Origin of the sequence: Nitrosomonas sp. Nm51, assembly GCF_900111165.1 — a bacterium.
Taxonomy (GTDB): domain Bacteria; phylum Pseudomonadota; class Gammaproteobacteria; order Burkholderiales; family Nitrosomonadaceae; genus Nitrosomonas.
The window spans coordinates 180,017-197,885 of record NZ_FOGH01000002.1; the positions used below are offsets into that span (position 1 = coordinate 180,017).

General features: G+C 46.6%; 16 protein-coding genes and 1 tRNA gene. 12 read left to right on the top strand and 5 right to left on the bottom strand.

All coding sequences use genetic code 11. The features are described 5' to 3' along the window. Positions 1-104: 104 nt before the first annotated feature. Positions 105-1,010: an SDR family oxidoreductase gene (locus BMY60_RS01815; protein ID WP_090330731.1), complete on the bottom strand. Its 906-nt coding sequence runs from the start codon at positions 1,008-1,010 to the stop codon at positions 105-107. A 38-nt stretch (positions 1,011-1,048) separates the two neighbouring features. Here BMY60_RS01815 and BMY60_RS01820 point away from each other — a divergent pair, with 38 nt between their 5' ends. Further along, on the top strand, positions 1,049-2,086 hold the full coding sequence (locus tag BMY60_RS01820; RefSeq protein ID WP_090330732.1) for a CDP-6-deoxy-delta-3,4-glucoseen reductase: 1,038 nt from the start codon (positions 1,049-1,051) through the stop codon (positions 2,084-2,086). A 55-nt stretch (positions 2,087-2,141) separates the two neighbouring features. Here the strand turns inward: BMY60_RS01820 and BMY60_RS01825 are convergent, their stop codons facing one another. The 3 genes from BMY60_RS01825 to hemC all read right to left on the bottom strand — a co-directional run bounded on the left by BMY60_RS01825 (position 2,142) and on the right by hemC (position 5,332). After that, positions 2,142-3,320 (bottom strand): tetratricopeptide repeat protein, encoded by a 1,179-nt coding sequence (locus BMY60_RS01825; RefSeq protein ID WP_090330734.1) that lies wholly within the window; start codon positions 3,318-3,320, stop codon positions 2,142-2,144. 240 nt (positions 3,321-3,560) lie between these two features. After that, the gene (locus BMY60_RS01830; RefSeq protein ID WP_090330735.1) at positions 3,561-4,376 is read right to left on the bottom strand and encodes a uroporphyrinogen-III synthase; all 816 of its coding nucleotides are present in this window, start codon (positions 4,374-4,376) and stop codon (positions 3,561-3,563) included. 2 nt (positions 4,377-4,378) lie between these two features. Further along, positions 4,379-5,332, bottom strand: a complete 954-nt coding sequence (hemC, locus tag BMY60_RS01835; RefSeq protein WP_090330737.1) for a hydroxymethylbilane synthase — start codon at positions 5,330-5,332, stop codon at positions 4,379-4,381. Positions 5,333-5,484: 152 nt separating this feature from the next. Here hemC and ppc point away from each other — a divergent pair, with 152 nt between their 5' ends. Genes ppc through BMY60_RS01860 form a run of 5 tightly spaced genes read left to right on the top strand, consistent with a single transcriptional unit; the run spans position 5,485 to position 10,948 of the window. Continuing rightward, positions 5,485-8,277, top strand: a complete 2,793-nt coding sequence (gene ppc, locus BMY60_RS01840; protein WP_090330739.1) for a phosphoenolpyruvate carboxylase — start codon at positions 5,485-5,487, stop codon at positions 8,275-8,277. A 31-nt stretch (positions 8,278-8,308) separates the two neighbouring features. Beyond that, entirely contained in the window at positions 8,309-9,619 is a 1,311-nt protein-coding gene (locus BMY60_RS01845) for a M16 family metallopeptidase (RefSeq protein ID WP_090330781.1), read from the top strand. 14 nt (positions 9,620-9,633) lie between these two features. Next, complete coding sequence (rsmD, locus tag BMY60_RS01850; RefSeq protein WP_090330740.1) at positions 9,634-10,200, top strand: 16S rRNA (guanine(966)-N(2))-methyltransferase RsmD; 567 nt, start codon at positions 9,634-9,636, stop codon at positions 10,198-10,200. Beyond that, a complete protein-coding gene (gene coaD / locus BMY60_RS01855) occupies positions 10,193-10,675 on the top strand; it encodes a pantetheine-phosphate adenylyltransferase (protein WP_090330741.1) in 483 nt (160 codons plus the stop codon). Before rsmD ends, coaD begins: the two co-directional genes overlap by 8 nt. A 21-nt stretch (positions 10,676-10,696) precedes the next feature. Continuing rightward, positions 10,697-10,948: a YfhL family 4Fe-4S dicluster ferredoxin gene (locus BMY60_RS01860; protein ID WP_090330743.1), complete on the top strand. Its 252-nt coding sequence runs from the start codon at positions 10,697-10,699 to the stop codon at positions 10,946-10,948. 28 nt (positions 10,949-10,976) lie between these two features. Here the strand turns inward: BMY60_RS01860 and tsaD are convergent, their stop codons facing one another. Beyond that, entirely contained in the window at positions 10,977-12,011 is a 1,035-nt protein-coding gene (tsaD, locus tag BMY60_RS01865; RefSeq protein WP_090330744.1) for a tRNA (adenosine(37)-N6)-threonylcarbamoyltransferase complex transferase subunit TsaD, read from the bottom strand. 83 nt (positions 12,012-12,094) lie between these two features. Between tsaD and rpsU the strand changes: the two genes are divergently transcribed. From rpsU to BMY60_RS01895, 6 genes are all read left to right on the top strand, one after another. Continuing rightward, a complete protein-coding gene (gene rpsU, locus BMY60_RS01870; RefSeq protein ID WP_090330746.1) occupies positions 12,095-12,307 on the top strand; it encodes a 30S ribosomal protein S21 in 213 nt (70 codons plus the stop codon). Between the two features lie 69 nt (positions 12,308-12,376). Continuing rightward, positions 12,377-12,823: a GatB/YqeY domain-containing protein gene (locus tag BMY60_RS01875; protein WP_090330747.1), complete on the top strand. Its 447-nt coding sequence runs from the start codon at positions 12,377-12,379 to the stop codon at positions 12,821-12,823. A gap of 72 nt (positions 12,824-12,895) precedes the next feature. Continuing rightward, positions 12,896-14,671, top strand: coding sequence for a DNA primase (dnaG, locus tag BMY60_RS01880; protein ID WP_090330749.1), 1,776 nt, complete (start codon positions 12,896-12,898; stop codon positions 14,669-14,671). A 193-nt stretch (positions 14,672-14,864) separates the two neighbouring features. Continuing rightward, on the top strand, positions 14,865-17,054 hold the full coding sequence (rpoD, locus tag BMY60_RS01885) for an RNA polymerase sigma factor RpoD (protein ID WP_177166536.1): 2,190 nt from the start codon (positions 14,865-14,867) through the stop codon (positions 17,052-17,054). Between the two features lie 15 nt (positions 17,055-17,069). Continuing rightward, positions 17,070-17,146, top strand: a tRNA-Ile gene (locus BMY60_RS01890). Positions 17,147-17,513: 367 nt separating this feature from the next. Further along, positions 17,514-17,869 (top strand): transposase (locus BMY60_RS01895; RefSeq protein WP_143057326.1); only part of this gene is annotated, 356 nt, incomplete at its 3' end.

Here is a 17,869-nt window from a genome sequence, read left to right on the forward strand (position 1 = left end):
CGGTTTCGAATCATCAGCTTTGGAGCACCTGGCATATCGCCTGCCGGCAATATCAAGTTGAAAGAGCACTAGGCGGGCGCGATTTAAAGATTTGATTCGCTTTATCACGCCTTGTTATGTTTTTTTGCATCCTGTATTCCCGCTGTAATCGTCGAGTACCGTAATGTGACATGCAATTCCTTTTTCATGCGCGAATTGCTTATCTGTCTCGATTCGTTCATAAACGACAGCATGCCGGGTGAAATACGGCCTGCTGCCTGTGTTTTCGGAATGCGTGGTGGCCGGGGAAGATCAAAATGGTCGGCAACGGTGTCGAAATAGTCGCCCATTTTCATTTGCGTGTCGTCGGTGGCGTTGTAGGCTCTGCCAGGTTTTCCGTGGCGTATGGCCGCGCAGATAATATACGCAAGATCGTCGGCATGGATATGATTGGAATAGCCGTCATCGGCCGCAACAAAGGCCGGCAGATTTTCCCGGATACGTTTCAATGGCAGGCGGTTTTCAGCGTATATGCCGGGTACACGCAGTATCGAAACCGGCACATGATTGCGCACACTCCATCTGCGGATTTGATTTTCAGCATCTGCCCTACGTTTTGCACGATCACTCATGGGGTTCAAAGGTCTGGTTTCGTCAATCATGGCGCCGTGGCAATCGCCATATACACCGCTGGTGCTGATATAGATAAACCGTTGTGGTAGAATTCTAGGTTTAGTTTTCGACTGCTTTGACAGTGTTGAAAGTAAGTGAGCGGTACGCGTATCCCGGATACCGCGATTGGGTGGCGGCGCCAGATGAATCACTATTTGCGCGATGCCGGCGAGTCGTTTAAGGCTGGCCGGACGGTCCAGGTCACCCTGAACGGGAATGACACCGGGTAAGCGAAAAGGCGCTGCATTATCCGGATTACGAAATAAGCCGAAAAGCCGGTAGTTTGCTTGCAGAAGCCGCACGGTACGTAACGCAATATCACCGCAACCTACAATGAGTGCTGTTTTTTTTACATGCATGTTTTCATCCTGTTTATTTTTTAATTCCTCAGCAACCTATGTCGCGACAAATCATTATAAAACCCAGTGAGCATGTTATGCATGTTTCACCCGGTGAAACTATTCTGCAATCCGCCTTGCGTGAAGGATTTTCATTGCCGTATGGATGCCGTAACGGATCTTGCGGTATCTGTAAAGGAAAAGTGTTGAGCGGTACTGTCGATTACGGGCGTTATGATGAAGATACGCTGACAGAAGAAGAAAAACTGGCTGGCATGGCACTGTTCTGCTGTGCTTCGCCGCTATCCGATCTGGTTATCGAATGTCAGGAGATCGGCGCAGTCAAGGACATTGAAATAAAAACACTGCCTGCCCGTGTTGAGAAACTCGAGCGTGTCGCACCTGACGTGATGATTATTTCCTTAAAATTGCCCGCTAACCAGCGCTTGCAATTTCTTGCCGGACAGTATATCGATATTTTGCTTAAAGACGGTAAGCGGCGCAGTTTTTCACTTGCGAATGCGCCACATGACGATGATGTACTGCAGTTGCATGCGCGCAATTATCCAGGTGGCGTATTTGCAGCGCATGTATTTACCAAAATGAAGATAAAGGATATTCTGCGTTTTGAGGGGCCGCTTGGTTCATTCTTTCTGCGTGATTCAGCGGAGGATGCGCCGATTATTTTTCTGGCCGGTGGTACGGGCTTTGCACCGATTAAAAGCATACTTGAACATGTGTTTTATCAGGAAGCCGGCAAGGAGCACAAGCGCGCTATGAGACTTTACTGGGGCGTGCGCACCAGAGCCGAACTTTATTTTGCAGAATTGGCCGAGCAATGGCAACAGCAGCATGGTCACTTTACGTTTATTCCCGTACTGTCCGATGCGCTGCCTGAAGATAGGTGGGATGGCAGAACGGGCCTTGTGCATGAAGCTGTCATGCAGGACTTTTCTTCACTTGAGCATCACCAGGTATACGCCTGCGGCTCCCCGGTGATGGTTAAAGCCGCCTATCACGATTTTACTGCCTTGCGCAAACTTTCCAGAGACGGCTTTTTTTCAGATGTATTTACACCTTCAACCAGCCATTCTTAGCGTATACGTGCTCCCGTCGAATTTGAGCAAGGCAGATTTCGCCATAAGCGCGTCTTTATCTGCTTGAGTCATTCTGTTTTATGGTTAATCCAAGCGCTTTATTATAGTGATCCATAGCGAGTTCATGTTTGCCCAGTTTTTCATTCAACTGCGCCAAAGCAAAATGTGCGGTCGGCGTTGGTTCAACAGATAGGCTGGCTTCAAGATAATTCTGTGCTTTGCCCCACAGTTCACAGTGCGTGCATAACTTGCCTAGCGTTAACAGCAGGCCCGCATTGTCCGGCTGTGCTTTCAGCCATACTTCGGCGCATTCAATCTGCCTGCTGACATGATAGTTTAGACATTCTGAATACAAAGCAATGAGTACCGGATCCCAGTCTGTTTGTACATTCTGTTCAATGATTTTATGTGCTGTGGCGCAATCACCCGAAGCAATATAAGCACGTGCTGCGGCGACTGCCACGCGACTGCTTTTTTGCTCTGTTTCTGACAGGCTGTGCCAGTATTTGTTTAAAGCATCGATATCAGCGGTTTTGATCTTGAAATTTTCCAAATGGGCCTGATGCTGTATGATTTCGTAATACTTTTTGTTCAGCGGATGACGGCGGATAAGAATACGGCTGATTTCAAGAGCAGCGTCCCAATTGCCGGCCTGCCGGTGTGCTTCCATCTCCAGTTCCAGAACGGCGGTCGGCTGCAATCCGCCGGTGGAATACAAGTCCTGCAGCGTGTTCAGCGCTTCCTGATAATTGCCGTCATTGAGCAGCATTTCGGCTTTGGTCACCAGCCGCAGTGTTCTTTCATCCTGTAACGTTTGTTCTGTTTTTTTAAGCAGTTTATTTCGCGTCGAAATGTCTGCTGTCTGCTGTGCCGCGCGTATTGCGATTACTGAATTAATGGCTTTGATAAGTGGTGTTTTTGCCAATTTAAAGCCTTTTGCAGCGCATTTCTTGGCATAGTCGTAATCACCCTCAAAAAAAGCTTTTATACCGGTTTGCATCAAAGATTCCGCTTTGATGTCCCGGCGGTTCAGTAAACTGCTCAGAATCCGAACCAGAATATAAAAAACAATAAAAGCTGCGAGAAGCCCGGCAATAGCATAATCGAGCGACAACTCAATTTGCTCATACTGCGGGATTTCCACGACGAGATGACCTGTCCCATATTCTTCGATTGCCAGCGCAACGGCAACTGCTGCACCAAACAGTACTAACACCCAAAGTATCAGTCTCATATCCTCTCCTTGTTATTTCTGACGCCCGAAATCAGTCTGTGCTCATTTTGCCTGGATTTGACTGGCCATGTCTAACACCGTTGTCCTGTTATCCACCAATGCAATCTCAATTTTCTAAGCAACTCAATTTAAGGCCCAGGTTTCATTACACTATCAGTCCATCAACAACGTTTGACGCTCCCCTTCCCCTGTTAGAACATATAAACCCTTTTAGATTTACTTCATGTAAACAACATTATTTTATAAAAACAATTGATTATTTTTATTTCTGTAAAAATAATCCTGCATGCCCTGCAGTAAACCTTGATCTCCGCTGTCCGCCGTTTGTACGACTGTTTCAAGTCCGGCTTTCCGGGCATTAGCGGCAATGCGGCCGTGCGCAGTAAATACAGGTGTTATTTTCAGCAATTGTTGGCCATGGAAGCCAATTATGTCAAACAAATTTTGTAATCCCTCTGAACTTGTGATAACAACAGCATTAATTCTACCCTGGGACCAGTCTGATATAAGCGCACCGGGATTGATATCGGGTTTGCTGCGCTGGTAGCATTCTGCATATTCCAACAAAGCGCCACGTTGTATCAATGTGTCGCCGAGCAATGGCCGGCCACCGTTGCCACGAAAAATAACCACGCGCTTTCCTGTTACATGCTGTAATGCATTCTGTTCAAGCAATGCTTCACTGTCGAACCGATTTTCCGGCGAAATGACTTCATTTACACCATGTTTTTTTAATGTATGTGCAGTGCCTTTGCCGACAGCGGCAATTTTCATGTGTGCGAGCAACGGATCAAGAGATTCATGGTGCGACTGAATCAGAGGCATGGCTTTGTCAACGGCGTTGGGACTGACGAAAATCGCCAGATCAAATGTATCCAGCCGCTGAATAAGCGCCAGCAACGGTTTTTTATTTTTAATGTCAGAGATTTTCAAGACCGGAAAAATAACCGGATTACCACCCAGCTTGCGGATACTTTCAGCCAGAAAAACGCATTGACGTTCAGGCCTGGTTACCAGTACATTGATTCCTTGCAAGGGGCAGTGCGCCTGATTCATTATTACCAGCCACTTTGGGTTTCGATTGCAGCAAGAATTTTGTCCGCACCCTGCGCGATCAGGTCGTGCGCCATTTTCTCACCCATATCTTCTCCGTTTTCCAGGTTTCCGCTTGATGCGTCACGTACAAATTGTGAACCGTCAGGACTGGCAACAAAGCCACGCAATTTCAGCTGATTGTTCTCGATTTCAGCAAATGCGCCCAGCGGTATCTGGCAGCTGCCGCCCAACACACGGCTCATGGCGCGTTCTGCTGTAACACAACAGGCTGTTCTCTGATGGTGCAGCGGTTGCAGTAAAGCGATAAGATCTGATCGATCATGACGGCATTCAATGCCTAGTGCACCTTGCCCAACTGCGGGCAAGCTTTGTTCGGGATTTAGCAGTGCGGTGATGCGGTCTGACAAATCCAGTCGCTTCAGTCCGGCGGCAGCCAGAATAATAGCAGCATATTGACCTTCGTCCAGTTTGCGCAGGCGCGTTTGTACATTACCCCGCAGCGGCTTGACATTCAAATACGGAAATTGCGCGCGCAATTGGCTTTCACGCCGCAGGCTGGATGTGCCGACAATACTGCCGGCGGGTAGTGCATCAAGATTTTTGTATTGATTGGAAACAAACGCATCGCGCGGATCTTCGCGCTCGGTGATGGCTGCCAGGATAAATTCATCAGGTACATTCATTGGCATGTCTTTCATGGAATGTACGGCAATATCGGCGCGTCCGTCTTCCAAGGCCTGCTCCAATTCTTTGATAAAAAGACCTTTTCCACCAATTTTTGATAATGACTGATCGAGTATCTGATCCCCTTTGGTTGTCATGCCGAGTATGTTAACTTCGGTTTGCGGGTATAATTGGATTAACCGTTGCCGGATATGTTTAGCTTGCCACATAGCTAGCAGGCTTTCACGAGAAGCGATAATTATGCGTTTGGGAGTGTGAAATGAGCTGGACATTCAATAAAAATAATAAAAATGAAAGATTCTCTCTATTTTGATCAGGCGGCCATTCTAGCATGACCCGCGTCGGCTTGGACAAACACAAACTGTTCCAGACCTGAATTAAAGGCAATGTCAAAAAATTTTTAAACTAGAGGCGAAGTAACGCTATGCATATTGTAGGTATTGAAAATCATCCCGTAAAAGAATCCTCTGATGATAAGGATTTGCCGCTTCGAGAGGATATTCGCTTATTAGGTCGTATACTGGGAGAAATTCTGCGGGAACAGGAAGGAGACGCAGCTTTCGATCTGGTGGAAAAAATTCGGCAAACCGCCATTCGTTTTCATCGGGAGCAGGATCCACAAGCGCGCCAGGAGCTCGACCAGATACTTACAGAACTCAGCAACAGAGCAACCGTTGTGGTGGTGCGTGCTTTTAGTTATTTTTCACAGCTTTCAAATATTGCTGAAGATGTGCATCATAATCGCCGCCGTCGTGCGCATCTTTGTGCGGGTTCGTCTCCTCAGGCCGGGAGTGTAACGCGGGCGTTGGAGCGGGTTCTGGAAAAAGGCATCGACAGTGAAGCGCTGGCCAAATTTTTTGCCAAAGCGGTCGTTTCTCCAGTGTTGACAGCGCATCCGACTGAAGTTCAGCGCAGAAGCATTCTGGACTGTCAGTTGACAATAGAACGCTTATTAAGGGAGCGTGCGCTGACTCAGTTGACGCCGAATGAAGAGCGTCAGAATGAGGAAAATTTGCGCACTATGATTCAGATTTTGTGGTTGACGCGTATGTTACGGTCAGTTCGTTTATCTGTAAACGATGAAATCGATAACGGATTGGCATATTACAGCTATACCTTTTTGTCGCAAGTGCCTTATATTTATGCAAAGATAGAAAATCTGCTGGAACGTCATCTGGGTGACAAAGCGCCCCGGGTAAATTCATTTCTGCGCATTGGCAGCTGGATTGGCGGCGACAGAGACGGTAATCCGTATGTTACCCATCAGGTAATGTTGTATGCAGTGGAACAGCAATCGGCGCTGGCGCTTGATTATTACATCGAGGAAGTGGAAAGAATCGGTCATACCATGAGTCTTGCCGAACGGCTTATCAATATGACTGACGAACTGGAAAAATTGGCCGCTACATGCCCGGAGGTTCCGGCCTGCCGTATTGATGAGCCGTATCGTCGGGCATTCATCGGCATCGGTGCGCGTCTGACGGCTACCAGTCAGCAGTTGGGACATACCGTTCGGCAAAAAGAAGCGATTGATGGCGCCGCGCCCTATGCGGACAGCGCCGAATTCGTGCATGATCTCGACACGATTATCAAATCACTCAAACATCATCAGGCAAACTGGATAGCGCGCGGTGCACTGCGAAACTTGCGGCGGGCCGCGGATGTTTTTGGTTTTCATCTGGCCCCACTGGACATGCGTCAGCATAGTAAAGTGCACGAACAGGTTGTTGCCGAACTGTATGAGCAAACAACACATGGACAGAATTATTTAGAAATGTCAAAAGATGAACGCGTTCAATGGCTGCTCGATGAGATCAGCAGTCCGCGCCCGCTGCTTTCACCGTATCTGGAATATTCTGAATCCACGCAGAATGAATTGCGTATCCTTCAAATGGCGGCGGAAATTCATTGCCGTTTTGGGCATGCAGCCATTCCCAATTACATTATTTCCATGACAACCCATGTCGTAGATGTACTGGAAGTGGCATTGCTGCTAAAGGAAGTTGGTTTGCTTCAGGCCGGAGAAAATCCGCATCTCGGTTTAAATATCATTCCCTTGTTCGAAACCATAACAGATTTGCGCGGTTGCGGCGATATCATGGATCAATTGTTTTCCTTGCCTTATTACAAAAGGTTGCTTTTTTCGCGCGGTAGTGTACAGGAAGTTATGCTGGGATATTCTGACAGCAATAAAGATGGTGGATTTATCACTTCCAACTGGGAAATTTACAAAGCCGAAATTGAGCTGACCAGAATATTTGCCAAGCATCAAATCGAATTAAGGCTTTTTCATGGGCGTGGCGGTACTGTCGGCCGGGGTGGCGGTCCAAGTTATCAAGGTATAATGGCGCAGCCGCCGGGAAGCGTTAACGGCCAGATTCGTGTCACGGAACAAGGCGAAGTCATCAGCAGCAAATATGCCGAACCGGAAATCGGCCGGCGAAATCTTGAAACGCTGGTGGCTGCCACAATCGAATCGACACTGTTAGGAAATGATCCGATTGGAGACAATGCCGGACGTTATTATCAAGCCATGGAGAAGCTTGCTGTACACTCATTCAAGGCTTATCAGAATCTGGTGTTTGAGACGCCCGGTTTCAAACAGTTTTTTCAGGAATCTACGCCAATACGTGAAATATCCGGTCTGCATATCGGCAGCCGCCCTTCATCGCGTAAAGCATCGGACGAAATTGAGGATTTGCGCGCTATTCCCTGGGTATTCAGCTGGGGGCTGAACCGTGCAATGCTACCGGGATGGTATGGGTTCGGACAGGCGGTCGAGGCCTTCTTGCAAGAAGATCAAAGCGGAAACGGTCTGGCGTTACTGCAGGAAATGTATCAGACATGGCCATTTATGCAGACCCTGTTATCGAACATGGACATGGTGCTGGCCAAAACGGACATGGGTATTGCCTCCCGGTATGCGGAATTGGTAACCGATGCGGCTTTGCGCGATCAAATTTTTGGGCGTATCCGGCAAGAGTGGGAGCGCAGCATTAAGTGGCTTTTTGCCATAACCGGCAATACCGAGTTGCTGCAGGATAATCCGACGCTGGCACGTAGTATTGATAATCGCACACCCTATATTGATCCGCTCAACCATTTGCAGGTGGAATTGTTGCGACGGTATCGATCCGGTGAAAACAGCGATGAAGTAAAACGTTCGATTCATCTAACGATTAATGGTGTGACTTCCGGATTGCGAAACAGCGGCTGATCCATTTAATATGTATTCCACGGAATTCATTATGCACATAAAAAAATATATCTTTGTTTTACTGATCAGTATTTATTCACAAAGTGTATTTGCTTCGCCTGAAATTCAATTTTGGCGGACTTCAGACGGAGCGCGTGTTTACTTTGTGAAAAATAACGCTCTGCCTATTGTCGATATCAGTGTCGAGTTTGCTGCCGGCAGCAGCAAAAATCTTCCTGAGAAATCGGGTTTGGCAAATTTGACGCGCCGAATGTTAAAACTTGGCGCAGGCGGTTTGTCTGAAGATGAAATCGCTAACGCACTGGCCGATGTAGGTGCTCAGCTGGGTTCAAATTTTGATGCAGATCGCGCAGGTATTACGCTTCGAACGTTAAGCCACGCACGCGAACGCCGGGTGGCATTAGATATTTTTTCCCGCATTATTCAATACCCGGAATTTCCACAGGATATCCTGCAGCGTGAGAAAACCAGAATCATTGCCAGTATAAAAGAATCAAGCATCAAGCCGGATTACATTGCCAGGCGAACCCTTATGAAAATGCTTTATGGCGACCATCCCTACGGATTAAATGGATCAGGCGACATTGAAACCGTTGCTGCATTGCAGCAAGAAGATCTGCTCAGGTTTTATCAATCCCACTATGCGGCTGCCAATGCGGTGATTGCCATTATTGGCGATATCAGTAGGCAGGAAGCGGCCAGCATTGCTGAATCATTGACAAATGAACTGCCACGTAAAGCAATAGATGACAGCCCGGTACCACCTGTCAAAGACACACACGGGAAGATTGAACGAATTGCCCACCCTGCGACACAAAGTCATATTCTACTTGCCCATCCCGGCATGCGTAGAAATGATCCGGATTATTTTCCTCTGCTGGTCGGAAACTACATTTTGGGCGGTGGTGGTTTTGTATCGCGTCTGATGGAGGAAATTCGTCAGCAAAGAGGACTGGCTTACAGTGTATACAGTTTCTTTGCTCCGCTGCGTGAAAAAGGACCTTTCCAGATTGGCCTGCAGACGAAAAAGGAACAATCTGAAGAAGCGCTTGCAGTAACGCAGACGGTATTAAAGGATTTTATCGCCGAAGGACCGGGCGAACAGGAGCTGACCGCAGCCAAACAGAATTTGATAGGTGGTTTTCCACTCAGGCTTGACAGCAATTCAAAAATACTGGCCTATCTTGCCATGATAGGTTTTTATAACCTGCCATTGACGTATCTTGACGATTATTTAAAGGCGGTCGAAGCTGTAACCACGGTGCAAATCAAAGATGCGTTCTCCCGCCGTATTCATCCGGAAAGCATGGTGACAGTGATAGTTGGAGCGGTTGATGAATAAGCCGGATATCGGTTATGGCGTCGAATCAGAGTAGGGTGCGCATTATCGGTGGTAGCTGGCGCAGCCGCATGATCACCTTTCCCTTCCGGTCTGATCTGCGTCCAACGCCTGACAGGGTGCGTGAGACATTGTTTAACTGGCTGGGACAGAGTCTAAGTGGCATGCGCTGCCTCGATCTTTTTTCCGGGAGTGGCGTGCTGGGTTTTGAGGCGGCTTCGCGCGGTGCTGCACAAGTGGTAATGGTAGAATCAGACAGCGCCGTATTTCAATCGTTGCAGAAGAATAAAAAAGCATTAGAAGCCGATCGCGTTGACTTGGTACAAATGAATGCATTGACTTTCTTGATTGCCGACATGCGTCGGTTTGACCTTATTTTTCTTGATCCGCCCTACCGGCGGGAATTGTTGCCCGGCATCCTGCCTCAACTGCCGCAGCGACTTGCAAAGGGAGGGCAAGTATATATTGAAGGCGGTCAACACTGTACATTCGATGAACTGTGGCGCGTGCGGCGTAAAGGACAAGCTGGCAAGGTGAATTATCAGTTACTGGAATTGTCCTTAACAGTGGAGAGCAATGGATAGGGCTGTTTACCCCGGGACCTTCGATCCGGTGACGCGTGGACATGAAGGGCTTGTCAGGCGTGCTGCACGTCTTTTTGATCAGGTGATTGTGGCTGTTGCTGACAGCAGCGGAAAAAACCCGTTTTTTTCCCTGGAAGAGCGCGTTGATATGGCTACGCAGGTTTTATCCGGTTGTGATAATGTGACGATCATTCCTTTTTCAGGTTTGTTAATGGATTTTTTGCGGCAACATGATGCCAAAATTATTTTACGTGGTTTGCGCGCCGCTTCTGACTTTGAGTATGAGTTCCAAATGGCGGGTATGAACCGCAGCATGTATCCCGATGTTGAAACGTTATTCATGACACCGAGCGAACAGTACATGTTTGTTTCAGCAACAATTGTCCGGGAAATTGCGTTACTCGGCGGCAAGGCGGATAAATTTGTACATCCGATTGTGGCGCAAAGGTTGCACGATAAAATTGTACGAAAATAACGGTTTATATTTGAGGAAGCAATGGCATTAATCATAACGGACGAGTGTATCAATTGTGATGTTTGCGAGCCGGAATGTCCGAATGGCGCCATTTCACAGGGTGAAGAAATTTACATGATTGATCCCGAGAAATGTACCGAATGTGTGGGGCACTACGATGTGCCGCAATGTGTTGAGGTCTGTCCGGTTGATTGCATCGTTTCCAATCCGGATGTTGTTGAAAGCAAAGCGCAGTTGCGCGCAAAATATGAAGCGTTGATAGCAAAAAAATAAATCCGGGCACATAATGTCTTAGCTGGAATTATCGCTTTGTGTTAACGCCCCCCGGGGACAAGCTCCAGCGCGCTCGCACAGTAAAACTGCCTGCCGTAGCCTGACGGATTTTATCGTTTGTCTGTAATCGCATTGCACCGGCAAGCGCGATCATGGCGCCGTTATCGGTACAAAACTCCAGCTGTGGATAAAAAGCGGTCGCGCCGATGGAAGCGGTTTTGCGTGTCAAGTGCCGGCGCAGTCGCTGATTTGCGCCAACTCCTCCAGCAACGACCAGTTGATTTAAATTGGTATGCGATAACGCTGCGAGTGATTTTTCGGTGAGCACGGTAACTATGGCTTCCTGAAAGGCCAAGGCAATATCTGCACTTGTCTGAGGATTCATGTGCTGCTTGTTAATCAGAGTCAGCACTGCAGTTTTGAGTCCGCTGAAACTGAAATTGAGGTCGCCGCTATCGATCATTGGGCAAGGCAACTTGAATTTCCCGGGACGGCCTTGCCGGGCAAGTTCTGATAAGGCTGCACCGCCGGGATAACCGAGTCCTAGCAGTTTTGCTGTTTTATCAAAAGCCTCTCCGGCGGCGTCATCCAGGGTTTCGCCCAATAAACGGTATTGTCCTACGCCATTAACTTGCATGAGCTGCGTGTGACCCCCTGAGACCAGCAGTGCGATAAAGGGAAATTGTGGCGCTGGTGTTGACAATAGCGGGGAGAGCAGGTGTCCTTCAAGATGATGGATACCCAGTACAGGAATGTTTAGCGCGTAACCAAGTGCAGCGGCGACACTGGCGCCCACCAACAAGGCGCCTGCGAGGCCTGGTCCCTGCGTGCAGGCAATTGCATTGATATCGCCAAGCGCCAATTGCGCTTTGCTCAGTACCTGTTCAATGAGCGGGAGAATACGTCGAATATGATCCCGGGAAGCAAGCTCCGGTACAACGCCGCCATATTCACTGTGCATGTCGATTTGTGAATATAGTGCATGATTTAACAAACCGCTGTCTGTGTCGTAAAGTGCTATTCCTGTTTCGTCGCAAGAGGTTTCTATCCCTAAAATAATCATAGATACACGATTTTAAAAAATTATGGTATTATATAAGGCTTTTTGTGCGTATATAGGATAATATAGGAGGATTTTGAAGATTTATGACAACTGTTAAAGTTAAAGAAAATGAGCCGTTTGAAGTTGCAATGCGTCGTTTTAAACGTACAATTGAGAAAACCGGCTTGTTGACTGAATTGCGTGCACGTGAATTCTATGAAAAACCCACAGCGGAGCGCAAGCGTAAATTGGCAGCTGCTGTCAAGCGCAACTACAAACGTCTTCGTAGCCAGCTATTGCCGCCTAAACTTTATTAGTGGCAGCTTTTTCTAAAAGACCTGCACTATCGAAATTGAATTGGCGCTGAATGTGCTTCAGTATGGAAGATGAGTCTTAAACAAAAGATTACCGATGATATGAAAGCCGCGATGCGTGCGGGTGACGTCCGGCAGCGCGATACCATTCGGCTATTACAGGCAGCCATCAAACAAAAAGAAATCGACGGACATCGGGAGCTTGATGATACGGCGATTATTACGGTAATTGAAAAAATGCTAAAACAGCGCAGGGATTCAGTTCAGCAATATGAAGCTGCGCAGCGCCACGATCTGGCTACCGTAGAAAAAGAAGAAATGAATATTCTCAGCGTTTATATGCCCAGGGGTTTGTCGGAAGAAGAAATTGACAAACTGGTTATTGAGGCCATATCAATTGCTGATGCAAAAGGCATGCAGGATATGGGTAAAGTCATGACAATATTAAAGCCTAATATTAGCGGTCGTGCCGATATGGGCAAGGTATCGGCAATTGTGAAAACAAAAATAGCTGGTTAGAATAGGCAAAATCATTAGACTGATCTGTTTTCTCACTCTTCTTTTTTGCCGGGAGTTGATTGATTTTAAAACATGATACCGGAGTCATTCATTCATGATTTACTTGCCCGCGTCAATATAATAGATGCAGTCGACCGGCATGTTTCTCTTAAAAAAGCCGGCGCCAATTACGTCGCTTGCTGCCCTTTTCATACTGAAAAAACACCATCATTTACAGTAAGTGCTGTTAAACAGTTTTACCATTGTTTTGGTTGCGGCGCTCACGGCGACGCGATTAATTTTCTGATGGAATACCGTGGAATCGGATTTGTGGAAGCTGTTAAGGAACTGGCTTTTTCCGTCGGTTTACAAGTGCCTGAACCGCAGTCCGACGTAAGTACGGGCCGTTCAAATACGGCGCATAATGAGGATCGTGATACTGATTGTGTTTTACATGATCTGCTCGAGATCATACGCGCAGCAACCCAATTTTACCGGAAACAATTGAAACAGTCGGAAAAGGCAGTTGACTATCTCAAACAGCGAGGGGTTAGCGGGGAAACTGCAGCACGATTCGGGTTAGGCTATGCCCCCGATGACTGGCACAGCTTATCAGCTTTGTTTGCTGATTACAGAACTGAGAAAACAAGAAAAAAACTGGTGCATGCAGGTCTGGCTGTATCCGGTGAGGATGGCAAGCAATACGATCGGTTCAGAGACCGAATTATGTTTCCGATTCTGAATCAAAAAGGTCAAATTATTGCTTTTGGAGGGCGCATCGTGGGGCAGGGCGAGCCCAAATACCTTAATTCGCCCGAAACAGATTTATTTGTAAAAGGACAAGAGGTATATAACCTGTTCTTAGCGCGCAGGGCGATCCGGGATGCGGGTTATGTGATTGTCGTTGAGGGTTATATGGATGTTGTGGCTTTGTCACAGTATGACATCGATAATGCCGTCGCAACATTGGGTACGGCGATAACAAGTGTCCATATTCAAAAGTTGTTGCGCCAGTCCGATAAAATCGTTTTTTGTTTTGATGGCGACAACGCCGGTAAAAAAGCAGCATGGCGTGCGCTTGAAAACAGCCTCGATCAATTAACCGATAGCAAAACTATTCATTTTTTGTTTTTGCCCGAGGGCGAAGATCCGGACAGTTTTGTCAGAAAGAACGGAAAAGATGCATTTGAACAGCATGTTGCACAGGCAGTACCGTTATCTGAATTTCTGTTGCATACATTGTCTTGTGGACAAAGCCTGCAAACGAGCGAAAGTCGCGCCCGATTAATCCATGATGTCAAGCCAATGTTGCAGCGAATCAAAGCGCCAGCTTTGATGCTGATGCTGTTGAAACGGCTGTCGGAACTAAGTGCTTTGGATCAGAATGAATTGGCAACACTATTACAGATAAAACAGACCGCTTCAGTTCGTGTGCCTGCAAAAACAGCCCGGAAACAGCCCGCATCGCCCTGCCGCTGGCTGCTGCTACTGTTGTTGTACAATCCAAAATTTTTTCGTAATCTGGAAAATGAGACACTAGTGCTGGACAATGACACTAATGAAGAATTGGCTGCACTGAAATACCTCGTTGAATTTTTTAACGGCCACCCAGATATTGTGGATAACGCACAAGCAATGTCAATTCTGTCATTTTTGCAGGATAATCCTTATCGTGTATTGCTGGAGAAAATCGAAAGCGAAATACTGGAATGGGATGATGCAATGGATCTTGAAGCGGAATTTGCCGGTGCTGTAAAAAAACTGCAGGAAATGCAGCGGAAAAAACGGATGAAGGAACTACATAATAAACCTTTAAATTTGCTGACTGATGCGGAGAAGCGCGAACTCCAGCGCTTGGCTATGCACTAATGATTAAAACGATATGATCGATATGCAATCCTGAATTTAGGCGACTGGTGTTCACGGCCGGGCAGGACAATAATACCAGAGGATTAGTTGCATAGATATGTCGTCAGAATGCCAGCGAGTGAGATTTTTGATATAATCCGTCGCTTTCGGCTTTAATACTTTTAATTAATTTCATCCAATTTTGGAAATGTATATGTCAAAGACAAAACCGGATAAAGCAATTGGGACAACGGCGAAAAAGTCTGCCGCAGGAGCAGAAGATCGGAAAGAGATTTTACTACAAAAGGGTCAAGCGCAAAATACTACAGAGACAAAGAGACCAGCGGATACAGTGAAAAAAGCGCGAAAAAAAGCCAGTAGTGCAGCTGAAAATTCAGGCTCCAGCGATGTTACACAAGATTTCTTGTCCAAGACGTTGAAGAAAACAAAAACCAGGGCCAGTAAAAAATCAAAAGCTGCAGCAATTACAGAACAGCTCAATAGCCTTGAATCTGCTGCCGCTTCATCTGAAAATAATTTGCAGGCGCAGGATATTGAAGCGCGGCGTATGCGCCTCAAGAGACTGATTGTGCTGGGCAAAGAACGTGGTTATCTGACCTATGCGGAAATAAACGATCATTTGCCAGACGATATGCTCGATGCCGAGCAAATAGAAAGCATCATCAGCATGATTAATGATATGGGTATTTCCGTGCATGACGAAGCACCTGATGCTGAGACATTGTTGATGTCGGATGCTGCAACTACCGTTGCCGATGAAGATGTCGCAGAAGAAGCGGAAGCTGCACTGTCTTCAGTAGACTCGGAGTTTGGGCGTACGACCGATCCGGTGCGAATGTACATGCGGGAAATGGGCTCGGTCGGATTGTTAACCCGCGAGAGCGAAATCGAGATTGCCAAGCGTATTGAAGGCGGGTTACGTCATATGATTCAAGCCATCTCCGCGTGTCCGCCAATTATTGCGGAGATCATTAAACTTGCTTCAGAAGTGGAAAGTGACAAGCTGCGCATTGATGAAGTGGTCGATGGATTGGTTGACTCGGATGATCAAGATATTGTTAATGAAGAAATGATGGGCGAATCGCTGGGTGCGGACCTGGACGACATGGATGATGATTCAGATGATGAGTCCGATGACAGCGACACAATTGGCAGCGCAGACTTGATGAGGCTTAAAGCCGGTGCGTCAGAACATTTTGAAATTGTTCGTGCACGCTATTCGGACATGCAAGCCGTACTCAAGGAAGAAGGGCCTGGAAGCCGCAAGTACCGGGAGTTACAGGAAAAAATTTCCAACGAATTGATGTGTATTCGATTTTCTGCAAAAATGGTTGAAAAGCTTTGTGATACACAGCGCAGCCTAGTTCGGAATGTGCGCAGCTATGAACGCAAAATAATGGAGCTTTGTGTATCCAAGTCGAAAATGCCACGCAGCCATTTCCTAAAAACATTTCCTGGTCATGAAACAAACTTTGACTGGGTTGACAATGAAATCAATGCAGCCAAGACATATAGTCAGGCACTGGAACATTACAAGCCGGAAATTCTTGAGCAGCAGCAAAAACTGCTGGCGCTTAAAGATACAATTGGTATTTCAATAAAGGATCTCAGAGAAATCAACCGGAAAATGTCAACCGGTGAGGCCAAAGCGCGTCGCGCAAAACGTGAAATGACCGAAGCCAATCTGCGCTTGGTTATATCAATTGCTAAAAAGTATACTAACCGTGGTTTGCAGTTTCTTGATTTAATACAGGAAGGTAATATAGGCTTGATGAAAGCGGTTGATAAATTTGAATACCGCCGTGGCTATAAATTCTCCACCTATGCAACCTGGTGGATACGCCAAGCCATCACACGTTCCATCGCGGACCAGGCTCGTACTATTCGTATTCCGGTTCATATGATCGAAACCATCAATAAAATGAATCGTATCTCGCGCCAGATTCTTCAGGAAACCGGACAAGAACCCGAACCTGCAGTGCTCGCTGAAAAAATGGAAATGCCGGAAGAGAAAATTCGCAAGATACTCAAAATTTCCAAGGAACCTATTTCCATGGAAACACCAATTGGTGATGACGAGGATTCTCATCTGGGCGATTTCATCGAGGATGCAGCCACAATGGCACCTTCCGACGCGGCAGTTTATGCTAGCTTGCGTGGTGTCACAAAGGATATACTTGATTCATTAACACCACGGGAGGCAAAAGTGTTGCGGATGCGTTTCGGTATCGAAATGAATACTGACCATACACTTGAAGAAGTAGGAAAACAATTTGATGTAACGCGTGAACGTATCCGCCAGATTGAGGCCAAAGCCTTGCGGAAATTACGCCATCCCGCACGTTCCGAAAGATTACGTAGTTTTCTGGATACCAGTAACTAATAAATTACAATATTCGGGTCTGTAGCTCAGTTGGTTAGAGCAGGGGACTCATAATCCCTTGGTCGTTGGTTCGAGTCCAACCAGACCCACCATAAAATCACTAGGTTAGTGATATTAATTTAGGTTATATTTTTATTTATTTCGTTGTGTAGCCATCATGTAGGAATTTTTTTTCGTTTTAAATACTTAAAACCAAATATGCAGTTGTTTTTGGAAAGAAATTAATTGTGTCGAATCCTTGGTTTATAAGAGTGTGAAAGTAAGTGATTTTTTGGGACTACTAAAATAGATGCTGGTGGCTGCTCCAGCCGTGAGTAAGTATATTCAAACTTATTTAGTCGATGCTTAAATACATTCAAGTGATTGATATTAATTATAAATATCAATAATTGTACTGTTCAGATCGACCAGAAAATGATAAAATGAGCACTTATTTCTGGTCGAAATGGTGATTTATCGATGCTCACACCCAGCAAAACTTTTCATCAACTCAGTTTGTTTGAAACAGACCTGTTGTTACAGCTTGATTCTTCTGATCCGCTGCTCAAACTATCAACCGTTATTCCCTGGCATGAGTTTGATAAAGCGTTTAGCGTTCATTACACCGAAGACACAGGTGCGCCCAGTAAACCGATTCGCCTGATGGTTGGGTTGTTGATCCTCAAGCAGTTGGAGAACTTGAGCGATGAAGCAGTGGTATTGCAGTGGAAACGTAATCCCTACTACCAGGCTTTTTGCGGCATGCAGGAATTTCAACGCAGGCTGCCTTGCCATAGCACGGAACTGGTTCATTTTCGCAAGCGCATAGGATTTGG